This window comes from Ruegeria sp. BC5 (assembly GCF_056539205.1).
Window position 1 is genome coordinate 1 of the sequence record NZ_JBQFUN010000011.1, and the last position, 24,435, is coordinate 24,435.

The following is a 24,435-nucleotide window of genomic DNA, read 5'->3' on the forward strand; positions in this document are numbered from 1 at the left end:
ACTGGAGATGCCAATTTTCGCACCGATTTCCTGAATCGGCTTCTTGTTCGCCTCACGGGCGATTTCGATGTCGGATTTGTAGCTCATTGGGCAGGGTCCCTGATTGAATGCCGTGCGTGCCGACGCAATACGTCGGTGCTGATCAATCCATACCGTCGTGTACAATCGCAATGGATATGAATTCCGACATAATCATGGCGTGAAACGGCGTTGACCCAGTTCTGGCGCTGTTAGCGCAACATTCCGAGGCTTATAAGGGTTCCCACGCGCGCTGATCCGGCACAAAAAGCGAGACGGAGTCGTTCAGCTTCAACGTTCCCGGACGTTCGATCCAGGCCGTGACGCCACGACGGCCCTTGGCAGCGGGTTTGAACGTCTTGCCATAGCCTGGAATGTCAGATTCGATTTCTTTCCCTGGATAGATGCAAGGGCGGTTCTCCATATCAACGGTCATCGTAAGCCCATCGGGGGCCTGCAGCCGCGATGAGGGCGGAATATGGGTAAAATCCGGTATTCCCTTTAGCACCATCGACGCCCCCAAATAGGTGGGGTCGAGCGTTTCCAGCCCCATTTCACTTGCGATCTCGTCCAGTTCTTCGGACGACAGAATCGTCAACTGACGCACATTTCGAATTTCAGTATCTTCGGGGTACAGGTTCTTCATACGCATACATGAGGCTCGATTGACCCCTGCGTGACGGGCGCCTGTTTCCCCGGCAAAATCAAGATCCAACCGATCGACCGGACGGGCGCGCAGCGAGCCACCTGACGGTACATGCCCCAACCAGACAACCTGCGCCGAATACTCGGTTTTTCGCATCACCGGCATGTGGGGCCTCGCTCCAAATTCCTGACAACGGCTCTTCGCACCGTACGTATCCCGACTGTGAAGTGAAGCAAAAAAGACCCGGGACAATGCCCGGGTCTGATGTACTTAAGCTGAAGGTTCCGGCTCCATCCCACCATCGGGCGGAGACTTCTTGACCTTTGTCTTGGGAATCGCCGTCACGCTGGGCGCGCTGCCCTCGTCGGGATTGTCACCATCATCATCACCCTCGCTGGGCGATTCACCGTTCATGACGCGCTTGATCTCGTCCCCGGTCAGCGTCTCATATTCCAGAAGACCCTGTGCCAGACGCTCCCATTCCTCGTTCTGTTCGGTCAGAATCTGGTGGGCGCGCTCGTAACCCTGCTGGATCAGACGCTTCACCTCTTCCTCGATCAGCTCTTTGGTATGGGCCGAAACCGAGAACCCGGCGGTATTGCCAGAGTATCCATCATGCGCCTCGGCATAGTCGATATTGCCGACCTTGTCCGACATACCCCAGCGCATCACCATGGCGCGCGCCAATTGGCTCGCTTGCATGATGTCACCGGCTGGGCCGTTCGAAACATGGTCTTCGCCGTACTTGATCACCTCGGCGGCCTTACCCGCCATGGTCATGGCCAGCTTCTGCTCACATTCGTCACGGTGATAGTTCAGGCGATCCATTTCCGGCAGCGAAACAACCATGCCCAGCGCACCACCGCGCGGGATGATCGTCGCCTTGTAGACCGGATCACACAGCGGCAGGGTCAGCCCGACAACGGCGTGACCGGCCTCGTGATAGGCGGTCTTTTCTTTCTGATCCTGGGTCAGCACCATCGAGCGACGCTCAGCCCCCATCATCACCTTGTCCTTGGCATTCTCAAAATCTTCCATGGTGACAAAGCGACGGCCCACGCGCGCGGCCATCAGCGCGGCCTCGTTCACGAGGTTCGCCAAATCCGCACCCGAGAAGCCCGGCGTACCACGCGCGATGATGCGCAGGTCCACATCGGGGCCCAGAGGCGTCTTGCGCGCGTGAACGCCCAGAATCTTTTCGCGGCCTTTGATGTCGGGGTTGCCGACAGTCACGTTGCGGTCGAAGCGGCCCGGACGCAGCAGCGCAGGGTCCAGAACGTCCTTACGGTTCGTTGCCGCCAGAATGATCACGCCTTCGTTGGCCTCGAACCCGTCCATCTCGACCAGCAACTGGTTGAGGGTCTGTTCGCGTTCGTCATTACCACCACCGTAACCGGCACCACGATGGCGACCCACAGCGTCGATCTCGTCGATAAAGACGATACAGGGCGCGTTTTTCTTAGCCTGCTCGAACATGTCACGGACACGGCTGGCACCGACACCAACGAACATCTCAACAAAGTCAGAGCCCGAGATAGTAAAGAACGGCACACCCGCCTCACCCGCAATGGCACGGGCCAACAGCGTTTTACCGGTACCCGGAGGGCCAACCAACAGCGCGCCTTTCGGGATCTTGCCGCCCAGACGGCTGAATTTCTGCGGGTTGCGCAGGAATTCCACGATCTCTTCCAGCTCTTCCTTAGCTTCGTCAATGCCTGCGACATCATCAAAGGTCACGCGACCATGCTTTTCGGTCAGCATCTTGGCCTTGGACTTGCCAAAGCCCATCGCGCCGCCTTTGCCGCCACCCTGCATCCGGTTCATGAAGTAAATCCAGACACCGATCAGCAGCAGGAAGGGCAGCAGCGTGATCAGGAAGGACTGAAACCCGGATTGCTGCTGTTTCACGGCCTGAACGGGAATGCTTTCGTCGATCAGCAGCTTGGTGACTTCGGCATCGGCGGGTTTGATGGTGACATAGGTCGCGCCGCTTTGCGTGGAATAGCGAATCTGTTCACCGTCCAACGTCACATTTTTGACTTCGCCGCTTTCAACTGCGCTGACAAAATCGGAATAGGTTCTTTCATTGCTCTGAAGCGTTCCGCCCTGACCACTGAAGAAATTGAACAGTGCAAGGATCAGCAGAAACAGAACGACCCAGAAGGCGATGTTACGAGCGTTGCCCAAGGAATATCTCCCAAAAGATTTCGGCAGGTGGGGGTCTGCCGGTTTGCCCTATAAAATAGAGATGATTCAAGCATGTTCAATGCGATAAAAGCGAAGAGTAAAACTCGGGCCTTTGTGGGGCCATTTCGGCTGTCCAACCGTTGGAATAATCAACTAGGGGTGCAGCAAGCAGGTTTTCACCGCTCCACACGGCAGGCGAGGCCAAAAGCGCCATACGTGGTTTGCCCAATGCGCGCCATTCCGGCACCTGCGGCAAACCAGTCTCACCCAGCGCACGCACCTCGGCGCCCACGGTCCGAGGGCCGGACAGAACCCAACGGTCATCCCAAAGCTTTTCCGGGGTGGTGATTTCTGTCGCCACGGCGTTTAGCTCTCTGCAAAACCACATTTTATCGCCGTGTGGGATCAACAAACAGCCCGCCAGAGTCAGGGTCTTTGCATCCCGAACGGCTGCCACAGCCTGATCCACCGCAGCCCCGCGCGGTGGATAGCCCGGTCCTGCGATCCACACGGTGATTCCAATGACCAGCCGCCGTTGAATCTCTGCCGGAAGCAGTTCAAAGCCGTTGCGGTCCACGCAAATGTCCCCGCTATCCATATCAGTAACTCGTCGTGCGGATTCCTGCGTATAATGCGCCAGTGCTTCACGCGCTTGTGCAAGATTTTCAGCCACGCGCGACAGCGATTGTGCAGAAATCCCCAGCGGTTCCAGCCCTGTCAGGGCTTCACGCGCTTTGATCCGGTCGAATTTGAAGTCCTGATTCGACGGATCCTCGATCCAACTTGCGCCGATCCGCGACAGGTAGCCGCGCAGGGTTTGCCGAGTGATTCCCAACATCGGGCGCAGCAGCGACACGCCGTTTTGGTCCCGCACCCAAGGCATCCCTGACAATCCTGTCACACCGGCCGCCCGGCCCAACCGCATCAGAACAGTCTCGGCCTGATCATCGGCTGTATGTCCCAAAGCAATCGCCGATATGTCATTCCGGTTCGCCCAGTCGGTCAACAATCGATACCGCGCCTGACGGGCCTGATCCTGCAGATTGCCCGCACCATCCCACCCCTGCCACCGCAGCGTTTCGTGCGGGATATTCAATCCAGCGGCCTGTTCGGCCACGCAAATAGCCTCAGATGCCGATTCGGGGCGCAATCCATGATCCACGGTGGCAGCGAACAGATCGACCTGCTCGGCCTGAGCGATTTCATGCAACAGATGCATCAGCGCCACCGAATCCCCGCCACCAGACACGGCGATACCCAAACGTGGCGGCAGTCGGTCAGGCAGCCGCGTGCGGAGTTCAGATCGAAGTGTTTCGGCCTCGCCCGTCAAGAACAGCCCAGCGAAGCCATTTCCTGAGTGGCGGCGGATACTGTGGCCGAGGCCGGGAACCGCACGCCAACCTCTGTCAGGGTGATACAAGCCTGTTCGGTTTGTCCCAGACGACCCAACGCGGCACCCAGTTCAAACAGAGCCTCGGGGGCAAACGCACCTTCGGAATCGCCGGTAAAGCTGGCCAGGAACGCCCGTGCGGCCTCACGCGTGTCGCCCAATCCGTCCAGCGCCTGCCCGCGCTTCAAATGTGCTTCGGGCGCAAGCGGGCTGCCTGGATACGACGAATCGAACTGCGCGAACTGGTCGGCTGCGGCCTGAAAATCCCCTTCGGACAGGGCCAGCGCAGCAGCTTCGAAGTCTGATTGTTCACCGATCGCCAGTTCCCCCTGCTCACTTACCGAAGAGGGCGTTGGTGAAATGGGTGCCGCAGAACCGACCGTAGCTCCTGAATCACCACCCAGGGTCGAGGTTTCGCCAAGCGTACTCAGATCTCCGCCTTCCAGTTCGACCAGACGGAACTCCAGGTCGCCGATCCGGTTGGTGCCATCGGTCACGACGTTCTGAACCCGCTGATTAAGCTGCTCGGTCTGGCTCGTGAGGCGTTGCAACTCGGCCTCGATCGCGTCGACTCGTTCCAGAATGGAACTGCCAGACAGGTTCGGCGCCGGAGATCCGGTCGTCGAAAACTCACGCTTTAGACGTTGAATCTCCACGTGCAGCACTGTCAATTCCTGACGGATATCCGCCAGCGTCTGCTGATCCTGTGCTTGTGCCACACCGGCGGTCGCAATAACTGCGGCCAGAACCCATCCTGCAAGTCTCATCATTTTACCCCAAGGTTGAACCGGTCAGCACCGTAACCGCGCGGCGGTTCTTGGAATAGCATTCCTCGGTGCTGCAAATCTCAATCGGGCGTTCCTTGCCGTAGCTGACTGTTGTCAGGCGGTTCCCTGCCACCCCGCGCGAGATCAAATAGTCGCGGGCCGCATTCGCCCGTTTCGCGCCCAGACCAAGGTTATACTCGCGTGTGCCTTGTTCATCTGCATGACCCTCGATAGTAGCCACGAAATCCGGGTTGGCCAAAAGCCAGTCTGCCTGCCCCTGCAAGACCGTTTGCGCCTGTGGCGTCAGTGTGGACTGATCCACTGCAAACAATACCCGGTCGCCAACAGTTTGCTGGAAATAGGCGGGCGAGCGCGGATCGCTGGGCGAGCCCGGCGCAATGGCACCATTTGCGCCATTTCCAAAACCGCCACCCAGTGCCGATGGATCGTTGTTGGTACAGGCGGCGATTACACTCAGCGCGCCTATAGCCAGAACTTTGCCCAATACGTTCATTTCAAGTGCCTCGTTGTTTTATCGGTTTATTGCCGTCTCTGTATCACAGTGCAGGATTTTTGTGAACTTTTCCAACCGCCTGCCCCGATCAATTCTGCAATGGCCCCCAAGACGGATCGCTGCCGCCATCCGGAGTGCGCACCGGATGCAAGTTCCGCCCCGAAATATCCACGGAATACAGCGTCGCCCGCCCGCTGGCCCCCTGCGTTTCGCGGGTAAACATGATGACGCGGCCATTGGGGGACCAGGTCGGCCCCTCATCAAGGAAGGATGAGGTCAGCAGTCGTTCTTCACTGCCATCCGTACGCATGACACCGATGTGAAAACGGCCCTTGTTTTGCTTGGTAAACGCAATCAAATCGCCACGCGGCGACCAGACCGGGGTGCCGTAGCGGCCTTGACCAAAGCTGATCCGTGTTGCCTCACCCCCATTGGCGGGCATGATATACAGCTGCGGTGTGCCCGAGCGGTCGCTTTCAAACACGATCTGCGAACCGTCCGGGGAATAGCTAGGCGCGGTTTCAATGGCCGTCGTATTGGTCAGACGAACGCTTTGGCCCGAGGCCAGGTCCATCTTCCACAGGTCGGTATTGCCGCCCTGAATCAGCGAATAAACAATCGAGCGGCCATCGGGCGAAAAGCGTGGGGAAAAGCTCATCGTGCCTTCTTGCGTCTGCAATTCGGTTCTTTTCACTCGGTCGACGTCCAGAACATAGATGCGTGGCTGACCGGTTTCATAACTGGTATAGAGCAACCGATCGCCCGACGGCGAAAAGCGCGGGGCAAGGACGATGGCGGCACTGTCAGTCAGGTACTGCACGTTGGCTCCGTCATAATCCATGATCGCCAAACGTTTCAGGCGCTGATCCTTGGGCCCGCTTTCGGAAACAAAGGCCACGCGGCTGTCGAAATATCCGCCCTCTCCCGTGATGCGGCTGTAAACCTGATCGGCTACTTTATGCGCCATGCGTCGCCACCCTTCGGTAGTGCCTGCAAATTGCAGACCGTTGCCCAGTTCCTGACCCGAAAACACATCCCACACCCGGAATCGCACAGTCAGCCGGTTGCCGGAGACGTTCACAGCACCCGTCACCAGCGCATCTGCGTTGATGGCTTTCCAGTCGGCAAACTGGACCGGCGCATCAAAACTACTGACCCGACTGATGAATGCGTCCGATGAGATTTCGCGGAACAGCCCCGTACCGGTCAGGTCGGCGGCTACGACTCGAGAGATGTCGTTGGCATATTGCGCCGCGGCTGGCCCGTCAGGCACAAAATTCGGAACCGCAAAAGGCAAGGGTTCAATGATCCCCTGATCCAGTTCCAGACGCAGCGGTCCGCTCTGTGCGTATACCGGCGCTGTCATAATCGTCAGGCCAAGCAATAGGCTGGTCAGAAATCTCATCATTTGATCCGCATCCTCTCGGGATTGAATGTAATCTCAATATCTTGCCACTGAGCATATTTGTCAGCAGGCAGGTCGTATCCTTTGGCGCCACAGCGCAATATTGCCCGTCTGGCGGCTTCGTAAGCTTGTTTAGCAGACGCCGTTGTTCCGCCCGAGCTATCGATCATACGCAGGCTACCGCCTTCCACCTTCCCTTCACGGGTCAATGAAAATCCAACGACTACAACCGTTTGCAAGGCATCCGTGGACAATGACCCCACGTTCCAACACTGTGACACAGCCAGACGCATTGCATCTTTTTCACCGCTTGTCAGTGGAGGACCAGCAGGCTCACTACTCTCTTGCAAAGCCTCGGCCAAAGCATCTTCAACGGCGCTTTCGTCAACTTGTGTTGGTGGCGTCGACTCCTGCTCCTCAGGTTCTGCCACTACCGGATCTGCCGGTGGCGCGGGTCGGTTTGGCCGCACCTGCGGTCGCGGGGACGTACGCGGAGCGTTCTCTTTGGTTTCCTCGGCTTCGGTCACGATCTGATCCGTGGCCTCTTCCGGAGCGGTTTGATCCTGCTGTTCCTGCTGGGTATCCGCACCCTCATCCAGCGACACAGCGGGCGTTTCCACTTCGTCCGGTTCCGCCTCGGGCGGTGGTGGCGCAATGGGTTCCGGTGCAACCTTGTCAGCGGGGCGCGGCTGCGCCTCGGGGCCCGGAGCCGCGGGCAGCACTTCGGTCACTGGCTCGGGCTGATCCAGTGTCGGCGCTTCGTCGACCACTTCGGGTTCTGGCGGAGCCTCGACCGGTTCGGGTACGGGATCGGGCTCGGGTTCAGCTGGGGTCACAACCTCGGGTGGGGTTTGTTCTTCTTCAACCGGTGCGGGCGGTGTCACATCTTCGGTGGGCACTTCGGGCGGTTGCAGGGCAACGGGTGTCGACACCTCAGGCGCGGTGCGCTGTGCGGTTAAAGCATCGAACTGATCAACCGAGACCACCGACACCTCCTGCACAGCCATAGGCAGGGGGTCGGACCGGAACGTGCCGCCGAAAAAAGCCCATCCAATCAAGACGACATGGGCAATAGCCGAGATCTTGGTGCCGGTATCCACCGCGCGGCCTCACTCTCCACCTTCGTCCAGGGCCGGCCCGCCGCTATCGGTCACAAGACCCACATTGGAAAACCCACCCGCATTTAACGCACCCATTACCTGCATCACCTGCGCGTAAGGAATCGCCCCGTCGGCCCGCAGGAACACGCGATCACTGCTGCGTTCTGCCGCAATGGCGCGCAGTTTGCCAATCAACTCTTCGCGCACCACGTCCGTCGTCTGGATCTGCACGCGTCCATCCGCGGTCAGTGTTACGGTCAGTGGTTCTTCGTTATCGCCGGGCAAGGCACTGGCCGCCGTTTTCGGCAAGTCTACAGGCACCCCAACGGTCAAAAGCGGGGCCGCAACCATGAAAATAATCAGCAACACCAGCATGACATCCACAAACGGCGTCACGTTGATTTCGGCCATTGGCTGCGCCCGGCCGCGACGCCGCCCGCGTCTGCGCCCGTTCCCACCACCGTTTTGCTGAACTGCCGCGCCCATCGTTAGCTGTCCAACTGTCGCGACAGGATGGTGGCGAACTCGTCAGCAAAGGCTTCGTACCCGCCAACGATCCGGTCACTATCCGCACTGAGCTTGTTGTAGAAAATGACCGCCGGGATCGCCGCCAGCAGGCCCAGACCCGTGGCCAGCAACGCCTCGGCAATACCCGGCGCCACAACGGCGAGGTTTGTATTCTGTTGCTCGGCAATCTCGATAAAGGCGTTCATGATGCCCCAAACGGTTCCAAACAGACCAATAAACGGCGCGGTCGAGCCGACGGTCGCCAGAATGGGAAGGCCCTTTTGCAGCGTCTCAGCCTCTTTCGCGATGGCAACGTCCATGGATCGGTCGATCCGCGCCGTGGCCCCGGCGATCAGCCCGCCATCAGTGCGATGAGACCGCCGCCATTCGATCATACCGGCGGCAAAGATCTTTTCCGAACTGCCATCAGGCTGCGTTCCAATCTGTTCGAACAGCTCATCAAGGGGGTTCCCTGACCAGAAGCTTTCATCAAACACCTGGGCCTCACGTCGTGCCGCGCGGTAGTTGATCAGCTTTTGAATGATGATGCCCCAGGACCAGATAGATGCGCCGATCAGCATCAGCATCACCAGTTTGACGATAAAGGTCGCGCGGGCATACAGCCCCCACATGGAGAAATCGATCTCCTGCGCCAGCGCCAGCGTTTCAGCTTCCATGAACCTGCTCTTTGTTTTGCCTGTTGGCCGTTCGTTTGGCCTTGTTTTGCCAAACGCTAACCCAGATGGTCCTGAAAAGCCAACAGAACCACCCCAACGCCGCAATTTGTTACAGCAATGCGCGAATCTCTGCCGGAAGCCGCACCGGTTTGCCCTGTGCATTCATGCAAACGGCGGTGACAGTGGCACGAAAAATCTCGGTTTCGCCTCTTTTTACCAACTGCCCCATCGTAAGCCGAACGCCCGAGCGTGAAATGAAATGAGTTTCGATGGTCAACTCATCGTCGAACTTGGCCGGGGCCAGGTAATCCGCCTCAATCCGCCGGATGACCCAAACGATCCCATCATCGCGCATCGCATTTTGGTCATTGCCCAACCGGCGCACATAGTCCGACCGGGCGCGCTCGATGTATTTCAGGTAATTCGCGTGATAGACCACGCCGCCCATGTCGGTGTCTTCATAATAGACCCGAACCGAATAGATGTGCTTTTGCGGGTCGGTCATACTGGCATTCCATCCTGTTGAAATCTTTGGAACGGGGCAGGACATGCCTCACACAGATGCAGGCCAACGCGCAATCCCTATAAGGTTACAAAAAATCAGATCACCCAACACTTGGTATCGAAATTTATCCCCTAGCTGGCTAGGCTGACCAAATAGAGGTTTGAATTTAAAGGGGATCCCATGGCCACCCCCCACCGAGAAGAGGGCAAATTCCCACTGCCCATCCTGCAGGGTATCGTGCCGATCAAGCGGTCGTCCCTGCCGACTGAGGTTCTTGCCGGACTGACCTTTGCCTGTCTCGCGATCCCCGAGGTGATGGGCTACACCAAAATCGCAGGCACCCCTGTGGTGACGGGACTGTACACGATCCTGATACCGATGGCGCTGTTCGCCCTGTTCGGATCATCGCGGCATCTTGTCGTGGGGGCGGATTCCGCCACGGCGGCCATAACTGCGTCTGCTCTGGCGGGTATGGCGGTGTCAGGATCTTCGGAATATCTGGCGCTGGCCTCTCTGCTGGCGCTGATGGCAGCAGTGCTGTTGATTGCCGCGCGCCTGATCGGCCTTGGCTTTCTAGCCGATTTCTTATCTCGGACAGTACTGGTTGGCTTTCTGACTGGCGTAGGCATTCAGGTGGCCACGGGAGAGGTGCCCGGAATGCTGGGGATCGAGGCGTCGGGCCACGGAACGCTGGCCAAACTTCAGGGCTTGATACAGCACTATGACCAGACAAGCTGGCCAACGATCGCGGTATCCTTGTCCGTTCTGGTCGTCGTCATTGGGTGCAAAAGTTTATCGCCCAAAATACCCGGCCCGCTGATCGCAATTTTGGGCATCATCCTTTGCAGTTGGACTTTCCAGTTCAGCGCGGCGGGCGTCACCGTGCTGGGCGCGGTTCCCGGTGGCCTGCCCGCCCTTTCAATCCCGGATGTGGATTGGAACTGGTCTCTGTTCAAGCAACTGACCCCTACCGCCCTGTCGATCTTTGTGGTGATCCTTGCCCAGAGCGCCGCAACCTCGCGCGCTTATGCGGCCCGGTACGAGGACAAGTTCAGCGAAAACACCGATCTTGTCGGGTTAGGTTTGGCCAATCTCGGCGCAGCCTTTACTGGCACTTTCGTCGTCAACGGCAGCCCCACCAAAACTGAAATGGTGGCCAGCGCCGGAGGCCGCAATCAAATCGCACAACTGACGACGGTGGCGATTGTTCTGGTGGTAATCCTGTTTCTGACCGGGCCGCTTGCGTTCCTGCCAAATGCCGCGCTGTCCGCGGTAGTCTTCCTGATCGGTGTAAAGCTAATCGATTTGAAGGGCCTTGCTGCCATTTATCGGCAGGCACGGTCAGAATTCTGGATCGCGGTGGCCACAGCAGGTGTTGTGGTTCTGATCGGGGTCGAGCAAGGGATCATCTTTGCCATGGTTCTGTCGCTGATCGACCACACGCGCCGGGGATACCACCCCAAGAACGCGATCATCGCCCAAAGCCCTGATGGCGGCTGGCATATAAGTCCAGTCACCACGTCAAACCAGTTCAAACCCGGCCTGGTGATCTATCGCTTTTCCCACAGCATTTATTACGCCAACACGCAATGGCTGTCGGACGAGGTCGCTTCAATCCTCAATAGGGCCGACCCCAAGTTGCGGTGGTTCTGCATCGAAGCTTCTGCCATTGATGATGTGGATTTCACCGCAGGTTACTCATTGCGAAATATCCACGGCTTGCTGCAGTCCAAGAACATTCGACTGGTTTTTCTGCTGGTCGAACCGGATGTCCGCAAAGAACTGGACCGCTACGGTGTCACCGATCTGGTCGGGCCTGACGCATACTTTGACACCGGCAGCGATCTAATTAAGGCGTTTCAGCACCAGAGCAAACCACTTGCCTAGGCTTTATTGCGGCGCTTGTAGCCGCGCAAACAGCCTCAGCGCGTGTGACGCATCCTGCGCAGCCCCGGGCAGGATCGGGTCATAGGCCGCGCGGATCACCTCGGCGATTTCGGGTCGCAGAACGGTTGTTTCCCCGGCAACAGCCAATGGGGATTGGGTCCGAAATGCGGTGTCCGACCACAGCAAGATGGTCTGCACCACCTGGCTAAGCGCCAGTGTTTCCGCCGGAACCTTGGACAGTTCCTTGTCCATTCTCAGAAATACAAAAGCCGCGCGGATCGCTCCGTCCTCTTCAAAGCGGAAAATCCGGTACTGGTTGGCATCCGCAGCCATCAGACGATCCACCAAGGGTGCCAGATCGGGGATCAGCCGATCCAGATCGGGAACCTCCAGCAGCTCTTGCCAGTCTCGGAAAAAGAACACCATGCAATTGGCGCCAAGTTCCGGATCCGTTTCGGCCATCTTGTGCCCAGCCAATGCCACCACGGCCTCGATCGCGCCTTTGACGGTTGCCAGTGTTTCATCCTCAACACCAAAGACAATCGGCACGATGGGGCGCCCCCAACGGGCAAACAGAAACTCACCACTTTCGCGCGTAAACAGCGCCTCGATCTGATCGGGTGTCACGCCCTGCCCCTTTTCTGAATCAAATACGGCCGCCGGTGGCATAAAATCTAATGGTGCGTACTTCAACCAAACAGATCGCTCTGTCCCTTCGGTGCGGCCATGCCCAGATGCGTCCATGCCTTTTGCGCCAACATCCGGCCGCGCGGGGTGCGTTGGATTAGACCCTGTTGCAACAAGAAGGGCTCGATCACCTCTTCCAGCGAGTCGCGGCTTTCCGACAGCGCCGCCGACAGGGTCTCAATCCCCACTGGACCACCTGCGTAATTCTCGGCAATCAGCTTCAGATAGCGCCGGTCTGCGCCATCCAGCCCCAGATGATCCACGCCCAGCCGCGTCAAGGCCCCGTCCGCCAGTTCGCGCGTGATCCGGCCGTCGCCTTCGACAATGGCGAAATCGACAACTCGCCGCAGCAGCCGCCCAGCAATCCGCGGTGTTCCGCGCGAACGTCGCGCAATCTCGCGCGCACCGTCATCATCCGCAGGTGCCCCCAGTTTTCGGGCGTTGCGGGTGACAATCTCATGTAACTCGTCGACCGTATAAAACTGCAGCCTGGTCGGTATCCCGAAGCGGTCGCGCAGCGGCGTGGTCAGCAGACCCATCCGCGTGGTCGCACCGACCAGCGTAAAGGGCTGCAATTCAATCCGAACGGTCCGGGCGGCAGGGCCTTCGCCGATCACCAGATCCAGTTCGAAATCCTCCATCGCCGGATACAGCACTTCTTCGACCGCTGGGTTCAGACGGTGAATTTCGTCGATAAACAGCACGTCCCGCGATTCAAGATTGGTCAGGATCGCCGCCAGATCCCCCGCCTTGGCCAGCACCGGCCCCGAGGTCATGCGGAAATTCACCCCCAACTCACGCGCCATAATCTGCGCCAGAGTGGTTTTCCCCAGCCCCGGAGGGCCGTGAAACAACGTGTGATCCATTGCCTCGCCCCGCTGACGGGCGGATTGGATGAAGATACGCAGATTGGCGCGTGCCTCGGCCTGACCGATGAATTCGTCCAGACCCTGCGGACGCAGGGCGCGGTCATTATCCTCGGGCATCGGCTCGGGCCGCAGGGTGGGATCTGCATCTACCATTCAATCACCCCTTCGGAGCAAGCAGTTTCAGCGCTGCTCGGATCAGATCAGCCTCACCCGCGTCAGGCAGGTTGGCTGCCGCTTCGGCCACGGCGGATGCCGCGTCAGACGGCCCATACCCCAGATTTGACAGCGCCGACAACGCCCCTGCCGAGGCCGCCGCAGCCCCCGAAGCCTGCTTCACCGCTCGCTTCGGCGCAGGTGCCGGTTCCGCCAGTTCGACAACCTCTAGCTCTGGGCCGTCCATTGCCTCGGTTACGGTTCCGCCCATGGCCATCACACCCGGCGCCTTGTCCTTGAGGTCCAGCACAATGCGCTGCGCGGTCTTTGGTCCGACACCCTTGGCCGCCTTAACCGCGCCCCAGTCGCCCAGAGCAATTGCACGGCTGACCCCATCGGGGCCCAATGCCGAAAGGATAGCCAAAGAAACCTTGGCCCCAACCCCCTGCACCGAGCACAGCAGCCGGTGCCATTCCTTTTCGACCAATGACAGAAAACCATAAAGCTGCATCAGGTCCTCTCGCACCACCATGTCGGTGTAGATCGAGACAGCCTCACCCACCCCCGGCAGCGCCGCCATCGTCCGGTCCGAGCAATAGACGAGGTAACCCACGCCGCGAACGTCGATCAGCACGTGATCCGCCGCGCGATAATCTAGCCGCCCCGTCAGTTTCCCAATCATGCCCGCACCTCTTTCATGCGCGCCTGTGGCGCTGTGCCGTAATACGAATGACAGATGGCAATCGCCAGCGCATCCGCCGCATCCGCCCCTTTGGGCTGACACCCAGGCAGCTGTAGTTTGACCATGTGAAGTACCTGCTCTTTTTCGGCATGACCGACACCCACAACCGTTTTCTTGACCCGGTTGGGTGCATATTCCCCCACCGGCAATCCGGCCTGCGCCAGTGTCAGCAAGGCCACTCCGCGCGCCTGACCAAGCTTTAGCGTTCCGGCCCCATCTTTGTTGACGAAGGTCTGTTCGATAGCTGCCTGATCAGGTTGATGCTCGGCGATGACCTCGACGATCTGATTGTGCAGTGACAACAACCGCTCACCCAGATCATCCCCGTCCGACTTGCACAAACCGTTGGCAACATGAGTCAGGCGGCTGCCATGTGATTCGATGACGCCCCATCCCAGGGTCCTTAGCCCCGGATCAATGCCCAGAATTCGCATGTCGTGCCTCGGCCTGCTCGGGTTTTTTGTGATCTTTGTTTCCGATTAGCACGAAGCGTGAACATTTTCCAAGCGAATTGACACGAAGTCTGAAAACGACACACCTAACCCACCCGCGACAGCGCGGCTTGTTTGCGACAGTGAAATGCCTGAATTCGACACGTTCCATGACCGTTAAATGGCTAATAAATTAAGGGTTTTTTAGAAAAATCCACCCTTGCAAAAATTGCATAGGACACATGCAATTTCTGCTCTTGCGCGGCCAAATCCACGTCACTAGATGCCCGCTTAGTATCAAAACTGTAACACCAACCAGAAGGAAACAGGATATGGCTGCATTGGACACCACCCGCGCCACCACTGGCTCATTCGGCCTCGTCGGCCGTATCGGCGCAACTTTCGCATCGGTCGTAAACGCCGTCGCAGAATGGAATGACGCCCGTGTAACCCGCAACACGCTGAGCGGTCTGACTGATCGCGAACTGGAAGATATCGGCCTGTGCCGCGGCGATATTGACGTCGTGGTGGAAGGTCGTCGGTAAGACGCAACCATCACTCATTCGCCCCTTTCCTCCCTCAGGGGCACAAAAGAACGCCGCGCATTTCACGATGCGCGGCGTTTCTTTTCAAAGCTGACCGAATTCAGCGAATGAGGCTATTGATATTCGTCGCCAAAAACTCTGACACGGGGTCAATCTGCATGACCCAGGCGCCGGCCTGTTCAACCGACGTACCCTGCGCCAGACTATCAACGCGATATTGATAGGCCGAAGCGCCAAGGCTGGTTAGCAAAAAGGTCTTGAATGCAAACAGCCCAGCAAGACAGATCAAAAGCAGCTTAGCCGGAACCGCAGATTTGACTCGCTGCGGTTTCATCACCACCAGGCCATCTTTGCGCATCGTGGCGCGATAGCCCCGGCTGAGCTTGGCGTGTTTCTTGTTCAGGCGATGAACGCGCTGACCAAATTCCAGTTGTTTTCCCGTCATGGCAGCCTCCAATAAACCGCCCCCGTAACCACGTCCTGACGGTAGTTACAGATTGCGACAAAAAAGAGGCAAGAATCCATGAAACTCCTGAAAATGGTCTAAATTACGCCCTGTTTGCTTAAGATTAGCGTTGTCCATTCACCAATCTCATCTCTTTTAGTTAAATTGAACCCGTTTTGTAGATAAACCGAGATCACATCATCGGCCTGCTCATTGAGGATTCCCGAAAGAATTGCATATCCTCCGGCCCGCAGATTCGCTCCGATTTCGGGGGACAAGGCAACCAATGGACCTTTGAGAATATTGGCAAAAATCAGGTCGTAAGGGGCGTGCGACTGCAGATCCGGGTGATCGAATCCAGCGGCTTCGATGCATTGAACCCTACCGGCCATATTGTTGGCTTTCAGATTGGCTTCGGCCACATCTACCGCAACCTGATCTATGTCGCTGGCTATGATATCACCGTCCCAAACCCGCGCGGCGGCCATGGCCAAAACGGCAGTCCCGCAGCCGATATCGGCAACTTTGGATGCCGTGAATCCATCGTCCAGCAGGAAATCCAGCGCCTTGAGGCAACCCAAGGTCGTGCCATGGTGACCGGTGCCAAAGGCCATCGCGGCCTCGATCAATAGCGGGATGCGCCCTTCGGGCAGCTTATCGGCATCGTGGCTGCCATAGACGAAGAACCGCCCTGCCTCGACCGGGGCGAGTTCGCGGCGCACATGGGCAACCCAATCGGTTTCGGGCAGTTCCGAAACCACAAACGGCTTGGCCTCGAAGGCCGCGGCCAGAACGGCCAATGCGGTGTCATCGGGGGCTTCGGTAAAATAACCACCAACTTCCCACAGGCCCGAGCCGTCTTCGACCTCGAACACGCCGACACCGGTGGGTTCCGGTTCTAGCCGCTCCATCGCTTCGCCCAGACCTTCGGCGGCTTTATTGCCGGTCAGAGTGGTAAGCGCAGTGAATGTGGGCATGGGGGCCTCCTGTCTCAGTTGAAACAGCGCCTAGGGCGTGGGCCCGCCAAGGTCAAGCAGTTGCGCCTATTCTGCGGGGGCCGGGGCGTATTTCGACAGGATGGTTTCGTTGCCAGCCTCAGGATGGCGCGGGATCAGCAGCGATAAGCCCAGCGACACCATCGCCATCGCGGCGGCCAGTGCAAAGACCGCTCCTGGCGAGGCCACCCAAAGCAGGCCCAGCAACGCAGGCAGGAACACTGCCGCGATGTGGTTGATGGTAAAGGCCACAGCCGCCGTGGGCGCGATATCGGCCGGATCGGCGATCTTCTGGAAATAGGTCTTCAGCGCCAAAGCCAGCGCAAACAAAACGTGGTCGATCACATAGAGGGTTGCGGCCAGTATGACGCCCCAGCCAAACCAGTAGATGCCGCCATATGCGGCGAACACGATGGCCAGACCGGCATATTCAAAGATCAGCGTACGCCGTTCACCGAACCGTGCCACCGCCTTGCCCAGCAACGGGGCGGCCATCATGTTGATCATCAGATTGATCAGATAGAGGCTGGTCAGTTCATGCACTTCAAATCCGAACTTCTCGACCATCATAAAGCCTGCGAAGACGACGAAAATCTGCCGCCGAGCGCCAGCCATGAACTGCAAGGCATAATACAACCAGTACCGGCGACGCAGAACCAGTTTCTTGGTCTGCGGTGTAGGCGCATCAAATTGTGGGAAAGCGAACAAGCAAAACAGCGCCAGCAGGGCCGTTGCTCCACCTGCCGCCATAAACACGAAGTTATAGGACAGATCGAACCGTTCCCAGGTCAGCACGATCAAACCATACACAACCGCCGTAGCTGCCGAGCCCATTGCAACCAGCCAACCCAGTACCTGCGGTGCGCGGTCCTTAGGCAACCATTGCAGTTGCAGCGATTGGTTGACGGTTTCGTAGTAGTGAAAGCCTATCGAGCTGAACAGGGTAACGAACAGCAGCCCGCCCAAACTTGGGAACCACGCCGTCACCGCCGTTGCCACACCCAGCATCATCAGCGAGATCATCGCCAGCACTTGTTCGCGGATAAAGATGATCACCGCGATCACGCCGATGGCAAGAAAGCCAGGAATCTCACGAACCGTGTGCAACAGGCCGATATCTGCACCGTCGAAATTGGCAACTTCGATCACGAAGTTGTTCAACAGCGCGCTCCACGCGTTGAAGGCAACGGGCATGGTCAACGCCATTACGAACAAGAGCGTCACCGGGCGGCGCCAGAACGGAAGGCTCTGTGCCTCAGCAAGGGGCATGGGTTTCAGCATGAGACCCCTCTACGCCCATTTATGCTGCTTGGCGAGAGGAAAGCTGCACATGCACAATCGCTCTGCGCCAGTGCAGAGTCAGTAAAAGCTCTGCGGGTCGATGTCCACAGTCAGTCGGATGTCGCCTTTCAGGCGCAATGGGGCGATCCAACGGGCGATAGCGTCTTGAATAGGCGCACCTTTCGGAGCTTTGACCAGCAGGCGTACACGGTGTCTGCCCCGGATACGCGCGATGGGCGCGGGGGCCGGGCCGAACACGTGCGCCCCAATCTCGCGCAGCGGTGCATCGTTTCGGGCCATGGCATTGCCGATATCAAAGACAGGGCCGACCTCGGGCCCGGACAAAACGATCCCGGCCATGCGCCCGTAAGGCGGCACGCCAGCCGCCTGCCGCCCTGCGGCCTCGGCCTTCCAGAAACCTTCCTCGTCACCCGACAGAATGGCGCGGATCACCGGATGTTCTGGCTGAAACGTCTGTAACAACGCCTGCCCCGGCTTGTCCGCGCGCCCAGCCCGACCTGCGACTTGTCGCATCAACTGGAACGTGCGTTCGGCGGCGCGCAGGTCGGCGCCATGCAGGCTGAGATCAGCATCAATAACTCCCACCAAGGTCAGTTTGGGAAAGTTATGTCCCTTGGCCACCAGCTGCGTGCCGATAATGAGGTCGGCATCCCCCTCGGCGATCTCCTCGATCTTGGCCTTCAACGCCCGCGCCGATCCGAACAGATCAGAGCTGAGCATCGCGATCTTAGCTTCGGGGAATGTCGCCTCGGCCTCTTCTGCCAACCGTTCGATCCCGGGCCCGACCGGGGCCAGCTTGCCTTCGACACCGCACGAGGGGCAGGCGCCAGGCATCGGTTTGGTCTCACCACATTGATGGCACATCAGACGCTTGAGAAACCGGTGTTCAACCATCCGCGCATCACAGTGATCGCAGGCAATCTGTTCGCCGCATGCCCGACACAACGTCACCGGCGCATAACCGCGGCGGTTGATGAACAAAAGCGACTGCTCGCCCCTTTCGATCCGCTGCCCCACCGCCTGCCGCAAGCTTGGAGAAATCCACGTTCCCGGCTGCATCTGCTCGGCCCGCATGTCGATCGGCTTCATCTCAGGCAGTACTGCCGCCCCAAACCGCGATGTCAGGTCGAGCCGCTCATACTTCCCCGCCTCGGCATTGGCCCAGCTTTCCAGCGACGGCGTGGCGCTGGCCAGAATCACCCGTCCTCCGCAAATGGCTGACCGCAGAACCGCCATGTCACGGGCGCTGTAATGTACTCCGTCTTCCTGTTTGTACGAGGTGTCGTGTTCTTCATCGACCACAACCAAACCCAAATCCCGAAACGGCAGGAACAACGCCGAACGCGCGCCCACGACCAGTTGCGCGTCACCCTGCCCGACCATCCGCCAAACCCGGCGGCGTTCGGTCATTGTCGCACCCGAGTGCCACTCGGCCGGGCGCGCGCCAAACCGCGCCTCAACCCGCGTCAGGAATTCGGCGGTAAGGGCAATCTCGGGCAGCAACACCAGCGCCTGCCGACCCATCCGCAACGCCTCGGCCACAGCTTCCAGATAGACCTCGGTCTTGCCTGAGCCGGTCACCCCCTTCAGCAATGTCGTTCCATAGTCGCCGGTACGCTGACCGGTCTGCAACTTAGCAACCGCTGCCGCCTGATCCTCGGTCAGGGTCTTGCCCGGCAGATCCGGATCCAACTGTGGATAGGGCAAATCGCGCGGGCTGTCCTCCTCGCGCACGGCACCCTGTTTCACCAAGCCTTTGACAACTGACGATGTCACACCAGCCTGTTCCGCCAATTCCTTCAGCGTAAATGCCAACCCGCCATAGTCCTGCAGAACCTCCAGAACGCGGGTCCGTGCGTCGGTCATCCGGTCTGGCTCACCTTGTCCAAGGCGGTAAATCTTGCGCATTGACGGTGGATCACCCAGTCCAGGCGCGCGCGTCGCCAACCGCAGCATTGATGGCATCGGCGTCAGCGTGTAGTCAGCCACGCGTCCCAGAAACACGCGCATCTCTTCGCGCATCGGCGCAACCTCAAGCACGCGGATCACCGATCGGGCCTTGCTTAGATCAAAGCCGCCCTGCCCTGGCCCCCACACCACGCCTAGAACCTTGCGCGGGCCCAGCGGCACCTCGACAAACGCGCCCAGAAAACACCCGCCCTCGGGCGCCTTGTAATCCAGCGTCCGGTCCAGCGGCTGTGCGGTCAGCACGGCCACCAGCTCACCTTGGTCGAAATACTCCTGAGTGCTCAATGCATATCCTTGGGCCAGGGGGTTTCAGCATGGGTCTCTTTGAGGTAAAGGCATCCGCGACCAAGGCCAACCCATCAAAGGACTGCCCTCATGAAATTCTTCGTAGACACCGCCGAGATCGACGCCATCGCCGAACTGAACGATCTGGGCATGGTGGACGGCGTAACCACCAACCCCTCGCTGATCCTGAAATCGGGACGCGACATTCTGGAAGTGACCAAAGAGATCTGCGATCTGGTCGACGGCCCCGTGTCCGCCGAAGTGGTTGCGACCGAAGCCGACGATATGATCGCCGAAGGGCGCAAGCTGGCCAAGATCGCGCCGAATATCGCTGTCAAAGTACCGCTGACATGGGCCGGCCTGAAGGCCTGTAAAACGCTGACCGACGAAGGCCAGATGGTTAACGTGACCCTGTGCTTCTCAACCAATCAGGCGATTCTGGCTGCCAAGGCGGGTGCAACATTCATCTCGCCCTTTATTGGCCGTCTGGATGACATCAACCTCGACGGCATGGACCTGATTGCCGACATCCGTCAGGTCTATGACAATTATGGGTACGAGACCGAGATTCTGGCGGCTTCGATCCGCACCGTGAACCACGTGACAGATAGCGCCCGCATCGGTGCAGATGTGATCACCGCACCACCCGCCGTGATCAAAAAGTTGGCGGATCACCCGCTGACGGACAAGGGTCTTGAAACCTTCCTGGCTGATTGGGCCAAGACCGGTCAGAAAATCCTCTGATCCTGTAACGCACCCGCGCGGCGCCTTCAGGCGTCGCGCCCGGCCCAACTGCAGAATCTGATCTTCTGATCAGTGTATTGCAGGCGGGAGCTTTTCCGACACAGCCCAAGTTTAATTCTACTTTTGCCTGTATTTTTTCCAAGGCAAATGCACCAACCCGTGTTATAAGCCGCTCAACAAAAAAAGACCGGACGGGACATGAGCAGCAACACCAAACTCAAGGATAATCTCCGCGCCGCGATTCTGGCTGAACCGGACGCTGTGCTGGACGACAAGGATCTGATGCAGGCGCTGGTCGCAGCCAACGAACAGGCGCGCGGTGACAATGTCATCGACCTGCGCGGCATCGCCATGCAACGGCTTGAGGCGCGGCTGGATCGGCTTGAGGACACGCACCGTTCGGTCATTGCAGCGGCATACGAAAACCTTGCGGGCACAAATCAGGTGCATCGCGCCATCCTACGCCTGCTGGAACCGGTCGAGTTCGAAGATTTTCTGCGCGCGCTAGGCAGCGACGTGGCCGAGATTCTGCGCGTCGATCACATCACGTTGGTTCTGGAAACAACAGTGATGCAGGAAGATCAGGCAATCGAAAAACTGGGCGGCGTGCTGACCGTGGTCGAGCCGGGCGCAATCAACGCCTATCTCAGCCAAGACCGCGGCGGCCCCGCACGCGAGGTTGTTCTACGTCAGGTTCCAAACCCAAATCCCCGGATTTTTGGGGCTACGGCCAATCAGTTCAGGTCCGAGGCCTGTTTGAAATTGAATTTGGGCGATGGGCGCTTGCCCGGCATGATTGTCATGGGATCCAAAGACGCCAACCATTTCACTCCGCAACTGGGCACCGATCTGCTGTCGTTTTTTGCCAGTGTGTTCGAACGATCAATGCGCCACTGGTTGTCATGAGCCTGATCTCTCCGGCCTGTCGCGATGCGTTGCAGCATTGGCTGGACAGTCTGGGGGCGTTGGCCGGACGGTCTGAGAATACGCAGACCGCTTATCGCGGCGATATTACAGATTTCCTGTCCTTCATGACCCTGCACCACAGCGAGCGGCAGGGTCTGGCGGCGTTGGCGCGGATCACGGTATCCGACATGCGCGCCTGGATGGCCGATCAACGCGCATCTGGCGTGGGCGCACGCTCGCTTGCCCGCAAACTTTCGGCCGTCAAAAGCTTTTATCGCTGGCTGTCCGAACGTGAGGGGTTTGAACCCACGGCCGTGCTGTCGACCCGCGCGCCAAAGTTTACCAAGAAACTGCCCCGGCCACTGGCCGAAGACGCCGCCCGCGCCATGATCGAAACGGTCGAGCTGCAATCGACAAGCGATTGGGTCTCGGCCCGTGACGTGGCGGTGGTCACGCTGCTCTATGGCTGCGGCCTGCGCATTTCCGAGGCGCTCTCACTGACCGGCGCAGATGCCCCCCTGCCGGAGACCCTGCGCATCATCGGCAAAGGCGACAAAGAGAGAATCGTCCCGGTTCTGCCCGTGGCCCGCGCAGCGGTGGACCACTACCTGCGACTTTGTCCGCACCTGCAGGCCAAGGACAAAGCACTGTTTCGTGGCGTGCGCGGCGGCCCACTGAATCCACGCGCGATACAGGGGGTAATGGCCAAGGCCCGAATGCAACTCGGCCTGCCGGCAACAGCCACACCGCACGCGATGCGACACAGCTTTGCCACACATCTTCTGTCCGCCGGAGGAGACCTGCGCGCCATTCAGGAATTGCTTGGACACGCATCGCTTTCGACCACACAGACATACACTGCTGTGGATACAGCGCGGTTGATGGAGGTCTACAACCGCGCCCATCCCAAAGCGTGATGTCTCTACATCGTAACGTTGGGTACTCACTCTAATCTTGCTTTTGGTTTGCATCTGCCGAATGCATCGTACATGAACCCTTCATGACTCTTAGATTCAAAGCCCTTTCCGTCCATCTGTTCACTGCCACAGGTGCTGTTTTCGCAATGCTGGCCATGTTGGCGGCCGTCGAGGAAAAATGGAGCCTGATGTATCTGTGGCTGGTGGTCTCGTTTATCGTGGACGGGATCGACGGGCCGTTGGCGCGGCACTACCATGTCAAAAAGAATGCGCCCGAATTCGACGGGGTGCTGTTGGATCTGATCATCGACTATCTGACCTATGTATTCATTCCGGCCTTCGCGCTGTTCAAATCCGGGCTGATGGATGGCTGGACCGGTTGGTTTGCCATCATTGTCATCACTTTTGGTAGTGCGATGTATTTTGCAGACACTCGCATGAAAACAAAAGATAATTCATTTTCTGGCTTCCCCGGTTGCTGGAACATGTTCGTGATCGTCATATTTGCGTTAGAGCCCAATTTCTGGGTCATCCTGCTGCTGGTGTCGCTGTTGTCCCTGGCGATGTTCCTGCCGCTGAAATTCATCCACCCGGTGCGGACCGAGCGGTGGCGTGCGGTGTCGCTGCCGATGGCTTTTGCCTGGACATTCTTTGCAGGCTGGGCGGCCTGGGTCGATTTCCACCCCGAAAGCTGGGCGCACTGGGGTCTGGTGATAACTAGCTTGTATCTGGTCTTCGCAGGAATAGCGCAACAGATCGTCCCGCAGCGCAAAAGCGCAGGCTACAAGACCTCTTGAACCTCGAACTCGGTGCCGTTGTGGGTGAACACGTCACCCTCTTGCAGGCCGACCATGGCCAGATAAATCGGGCTTTGTGTTGAGATGCCCATGTAGGTTTTGCCGTCCACATCGAACCGCGTGGTCGAAACGCAAACCACGAAGCGGCGATTGTTGAACTTGACGACGGCCCCTGGCTGCACCCTATCGGTGATATTGAAATCGGTGTTTTCAATCACATCAATCTTGGCGTGATGGGCATGCACAGGGGCATCAAAAGCCGCCGCCAGATCCGCGTTCTCGCGCGAGGCCGCGATATCGTCCTTGTCATGCCCTTCCCGGTCATCCAGCTGAGAATCCTTCAGGAAAGCGTCGTAATGGGCCTGTGCCGTCGCCAATTCCTGTGCTTCCAATGACATCAGTTTATCAATGATGGCCTTTTTTCGGACGGCCGGGTCTGTTGAGGCAGTCATGCAATGCGATCCCTTGAATTCTCTATCTGATACAAGTTGAGCCTCAACCAGCCGGATTGCAACAGATTTCCGTGATCAGATCAGCAGGCCCGCTGCCCGTTCATGGCGCAGCAGGGCGACTTTGGTCTCAATCCCGCCATCCCCCGAAAAGCCACCCAGACTGTTGGCAGCCAGTACCCGGTGGCACGGGATAATCACCGGAATCGGGTTGGATCCGCAGGCCTGCCCCACCGGTTGAGGCGGTTGGCCCAGTTCCTTCGCGATATCTCCGTAAGTCCGTGTTTCGCCCAGCGGGATGGCAAACATTAGATCGCAAACCTGCTTTTGAAAATCGGAACCAGTTATGCGGTATGGCAGGTCAAACTGGTCCAGTTTCCCCTGATCATAGGCCTTCAGCTGTGCGGCGGCCTCTTGCAGCAGCGGGGTCTCGAGTCCCTCATCCCGCCCATTCCACACAAGACGTGTGACGGCGCCATCAGTTTCTTCGACGCCAAGTCGACCAAACTGGGTTTCAACGGCAATCATCGGCATGACGGCAGCGTTTCAGATCGCCAGGCTGGGCGCAAGAAGAGAAAACCCCCGGCGTGTGGGCCG

26 protein-coding genes are annotated in these 24,435 nt (G+C 58.6%); 6 read left to right on the forward strand and 20 right to left on the reverse strand.

The genetic code is table 11. The features are described from left to right. Window positions 1-250: 250 nt before the first annotated feature. The 10 genes from ACR0LY_RS18885 to ybgC form a co-directional block, all read right to left on the reverse strand. Complete coding sequence (locus tag ACR0LY_RS18885; protein WP_170351702.1) at window positions 251-829, reverse strand: MOSC domain-containing protein; 579 nt, start codon at window positions 827-829, stop codon at window positions 251-253. Between the two features lie 105 nt (window positions 830-934). Beyond that, window positions 935-2,851, reverse strand: a complete 1,917-nt coding sequence (gene ftsH / locus ACR0LY_RS18890; RefSeq protein ID WP_170351703.1) for an ATP-dependent zinc metalloprotease FtsH — start codon at window positions 2,849-2,851, stop codon at window positions 935-937. 76 nt (window positions 2,852-2,927) lie between these two features. Beyond that, window positions 2,928-4,181 (reverse strand): tRNA lysidine(34) synthetase TilS, encoded by a 1,254-nt coding sequence (gene tilS / locus ACR0LY_RS18895; protein ID WP_170351704.1) that lies wholly within the window; start codon window positions 4,179-4,181, stop codon window positions 2,928-2,930. After that, window positions 4,178-5,008, reverse strand: a complete 831-nt coding sequence (ybgF, locus tag ACR0LY_RS18900; protein ID WP_170351825.1) for a tol-pal system protein YbgF — start codon at window positions 5,006-5,008, stop codon at window positions 4,178-4,180. Before ybgF ends, tilS begins: the two co-directional genes overlap by 4 nt. 4 nt (window positions 5,009-5,012) lie before the next feature. Further along, complete coding sequence (gene pal, locus ACR0LY_RS18905; protein ID WP_170351705.1) at window positions 5,013-5,522, reverse strand: peptidoglycan-associated lipoprotein Pal; 510 nt, start codon at window positions 5,520-5,522, stop codon at window positions 5,013-5,015. Window positions 5,523-5,610: 88 nt separating this feature from the next. After that, window positions 5,611-6,930, reverse strand: a complete 1,320-nt coding sequence (gene tolB, locus ACR0LY_RS18910; protein WP_170351706.1) for a Tol-Pal system beta propeller repeat protein TolB — start codon at window positions 6,928-6,930, stop codon at window positions 5,611-5,613. Then, window positions 6,927-8,027: an energy transducer TonB gene (locus ACR0LY_RS18915; protein ID WP_170351707.1), complete on the reverse strand. Its 1,101-nt coding sequence runs from the start codon at window positions 8,025-8,027 to the stop codon at window positions 6,927-6,929. The genes tolB and ACR0LY_RS18915 overlap by 4 nt, the downstream gene beginning before the upstream one ends. 9 nt (window positions 8,028-8,036) lie before the next feature. Beyond that, a complete protein-coding gene (gene tolR / locus ACR0LY_RS18920) occupies window positions 8,037-8,513 on the reverse strand; it encodes a protein TolR (protein WP_170351708.1) in 477 nt (158 codons plus the stop codon). 2 nt (window positions 8,514-8,515) lie between these two features. Then, window positions 8,516-9,211 (reverse strand): protein TolQ, encoded by a 696-nt coding sequence (gene tolQ, locus ACR0LY_RS18925; RefSeq protein ID WP_170351709.1) that lies wholly within the window; start codon window positions 9,209-9,211, stop codon window positions 8,516-8,518. 109 nt (window positions 9,212-9,320) lie between these two features. Beyond that, a complete protein-coding gene (gene ybgC / locus ACR0LY_RS18930; protein ID WP_170351710.1) occupies window positions 9,321-9,716 on the reverse strand; it encodes a tol-pal system-associated acyl-CoA thioesterase in 396 nt (131 codons plus the stop codon). A gap of 180 nt (window positions 9,717-9,896) precedes the next feature. Between ybgC and ACR0LY_RS18935 the strand changes: the two genes are divergently transcribed. Further along, window positions 9,897-11,603 (forward strand): SulP family inorganic anion transporter, encoded by a 1,707-nt coding sequence (locus ACR0LY_RS18935; RefSeq protein WP_170351711.1) that lies wholly within the window; start codon window positions 9,897-9,899, stop codon window positions 11,601-11,603. A gap of 3 nt (window positions 11,604-11,606) precedes the next feature. Here ACR0LY_RS18935 and ACR0LY_RS18940 read toward each other — a convergent pair whose 3' ends face one another. From ACR0LY_RS18940 to ruvC, 4 genes are all read right to left on the reverse strand, one after another. Then, entirely contained in the window at window positions 11,607-12,230 is a 624-nt protein-coding gene (locus ACR0LY_RS18940; RefSeq protein WP_170351712.1) for a hypothetical protein, read from the reverse strand. 62 nt (window positions 12,231-12,292) lie between these two features. Next, window positions 12,293-13,312: a Holliday junction branch migration DNA helicase RuvB gene (ruvB, locus tag ACR0LY_RS18945; protein WP_058283170.1), complete on the reverse strand. Its 1,020-nt coding sequence runs from the start codon at window positions 13,310-13,312 to the stop codon at window positions 12,293-12,295. Between the two features lie 4 nt (window positions 13,313-13,316). Continuing rightward, window positions 13,317-13,994: a Holliday junction branch migration protein RuvA gene (ruvA, locus tag ACR0LY_RS18950; RefSeq protein ID WP_170351713.1), complete on the reverse strand. Its 678-nt coding sequence runs from the start codon at window positions 13,992-13,994 to the stop codon at window positions 13,317-13,319. Then, window positions 13,991-14,488: a crossover junction endodeoxyribonuclease RuvC gene (gene ruvC / locus ACR0LY_RS18955; protein ID WP_170351714.1), complete on the reverse strand. Its 498-nt coding sequence runs from the start codon at window positions 14,486-14,488 to the stop codon at window positions 13,991-13,993. The genes ruvA and ruvC overlap by 4 nt, the downstream gene beginning before the upstream one ends. Before the next feature lie 329 nt (window positions 14,489-14,817). Here ruvC and ACR0LY_RS18960 point away from each other — a divergent pair, with 329 nt between their 5' ends. Further along, window positions 14,818-15,030 carry a DUF1127 domain-containing protein gene (locus tag ACR0LY_RS18960; protein WP_170351715.1) on the forward strand — a complete coding sequence of 71 codons (213 nt, stop codon included), beginning with the start codon at window positions 14,818-14,820 and terminating at the stop codon, window positions 15,028-15,030. A gap of 100 nt (window positions 15,031-15,130) precedes the next feature. Here ACR0LY_RS18960 and ACR0LY_RS18965 read toward each other — a convergent pair whose 3' ends face one another. The 4 genes from ACR0LY_RS18965 to ACR0LY_RS18980 form a co-directional block, all read right to left on the reverse strand. Continuing rightward, window positions 15,131-15,475 (reverse strand): hypothetical protein, encoded by a 345-nt coding sequence (locus ACR0LY_RS18965; RefSeq protein ID WP_170351716.1) that lies wholly within the window; start codon window positions 15,473-15,475, stop codon window positions 15,131-15,133. Between the two features lie 98 nt (window positions 15,476-15,573). Beyond that, entirely contained in the window at window positions 15,574-16,452 is an 879-nt protein-coding gene (locus tag ACR0LY_RS18970) for a 50S ribosomal protein L11 methyltransferase (protein ID WP_170351717.1), read from the reverse strand. Window positions 16,453-16,518: 66 nt separating this feature from the next. Next, window positions 16,519-17,751: an MFS transporter gene (locus ACR0LY_RS18975; RefSeq protein ID WP_170351718.1), complete on the reverse strand. Its 1,233-nt coding sequence runs from the start codon at window positions 17,749-17,751 to the stop codon at window positions 16,519-16,521. A gap of 78 nt (window positions 17,752-17,829) precedes the next feature. Further along, a complete protein-coding gene (locus ACR0LY_RS18980; RefSeq protein WP_170351719.1) occupies window positions 17,830-20,025 on the reverse strand; it encodes a primosomal protein N' in 2,196 nt (731 codons plus the stop codon). Window positions 20,026-20,115: 90 nt separating this feature from the next. Here ACR0LY_RS18980 and fsa point away from each other — a divergent pair, with 90 nt between their 5' ends. The 4 genes from fsa (at window position 20,116) to ACR0LY_RS19000 (ending at window position 23,389) form a co-directional block, all read left to right on the forward strand. After that, window positions 20,116-20,769 (forward strand): fructose-6-phosphate aldolase, encoded by a 654-nt coding sequence (gene fsa / locus ACR0LY_RS18985; protein WP_170351720.1) that lies wholly within the window; start codon window positions 20,116-20,118, stop codon window positions 20,767-20,769. Window positions 20,770-20,967: 198 nt separating this feature from the next. Continuing rightward, complete coding sequence (locus ACR0LY_RS18990) at window positions 20,968-21,675, forward strand: DUF484 family protein (protein ID WP_170351721.1); 708 nt, start codon at window positions 20,968-20,970, stop codon at window positions 21,673-21,675. Then, complete coding sequence (locus tag ACR0LY_RS18995) at window positions 21,672-22,592, forward strand: tyrosine recombinase XerC (protein WP_170351722.1); 921 nt, start codon at window positions 21,672-21,674, stop codon at window positions 22,590-22,592. Before ACR0LY_RS18990 ends, ACR0LY_RS18995 begins: the two co-directional genes overlap by 4 nt. A gap of 83 nt (window positions 22,593-22,675) precedes the next feature. After that, a complete protein-coding gene (locus tag ACR0LY_RS19000; protein ID WP_170351723.1) occupies window positions 22,676-23,389 on the forward strand; it encodes a CDP-alcohol phosphatidyltransferase family protein in 714 nt (237 codons plus the stop codon). On the opposite strand, the gene ACR0LY_RS19005 is transcribed toward ACR0LY_RS19000, so the two are convergent. Together ACR0LY_RS19005 and ACR0LY_RS19010 are read right to left on the reverse strand one after the other, a co-directional pair. Further along, complete coding sequence (locus tag ACR0LY_RS19005) at window positions 23,374-23,841, reverse strand: hypothetical protein (protein WP_170351724.1); 468 nt, start codon at window positions 23,839-23,841, stop codon at window positions 23,374-23,376. The two genes, ACR0LY_RS19000 and ACR0LY_RS19005, sit on opposite strands and share 16 nt — an antisense overlap. Window positions 23,842-23,916: 75 nt before the next feature. Beyond that, window positions 23,917-24,372: a methylated-DNA--[protein]-cysteine S-methyltransferase gene (locus tag ACR0LY_RS19010; RefSeq protein ID WP_170351725.1), complete on the reverse strand. Its 456-nt coding sequence runs from the start codon at window positions 24,370-24,372 to the stop codon at window positions 23,917-23,919. Window positions 24,373-24,435 lie beyond the last annotated feature (63 nt).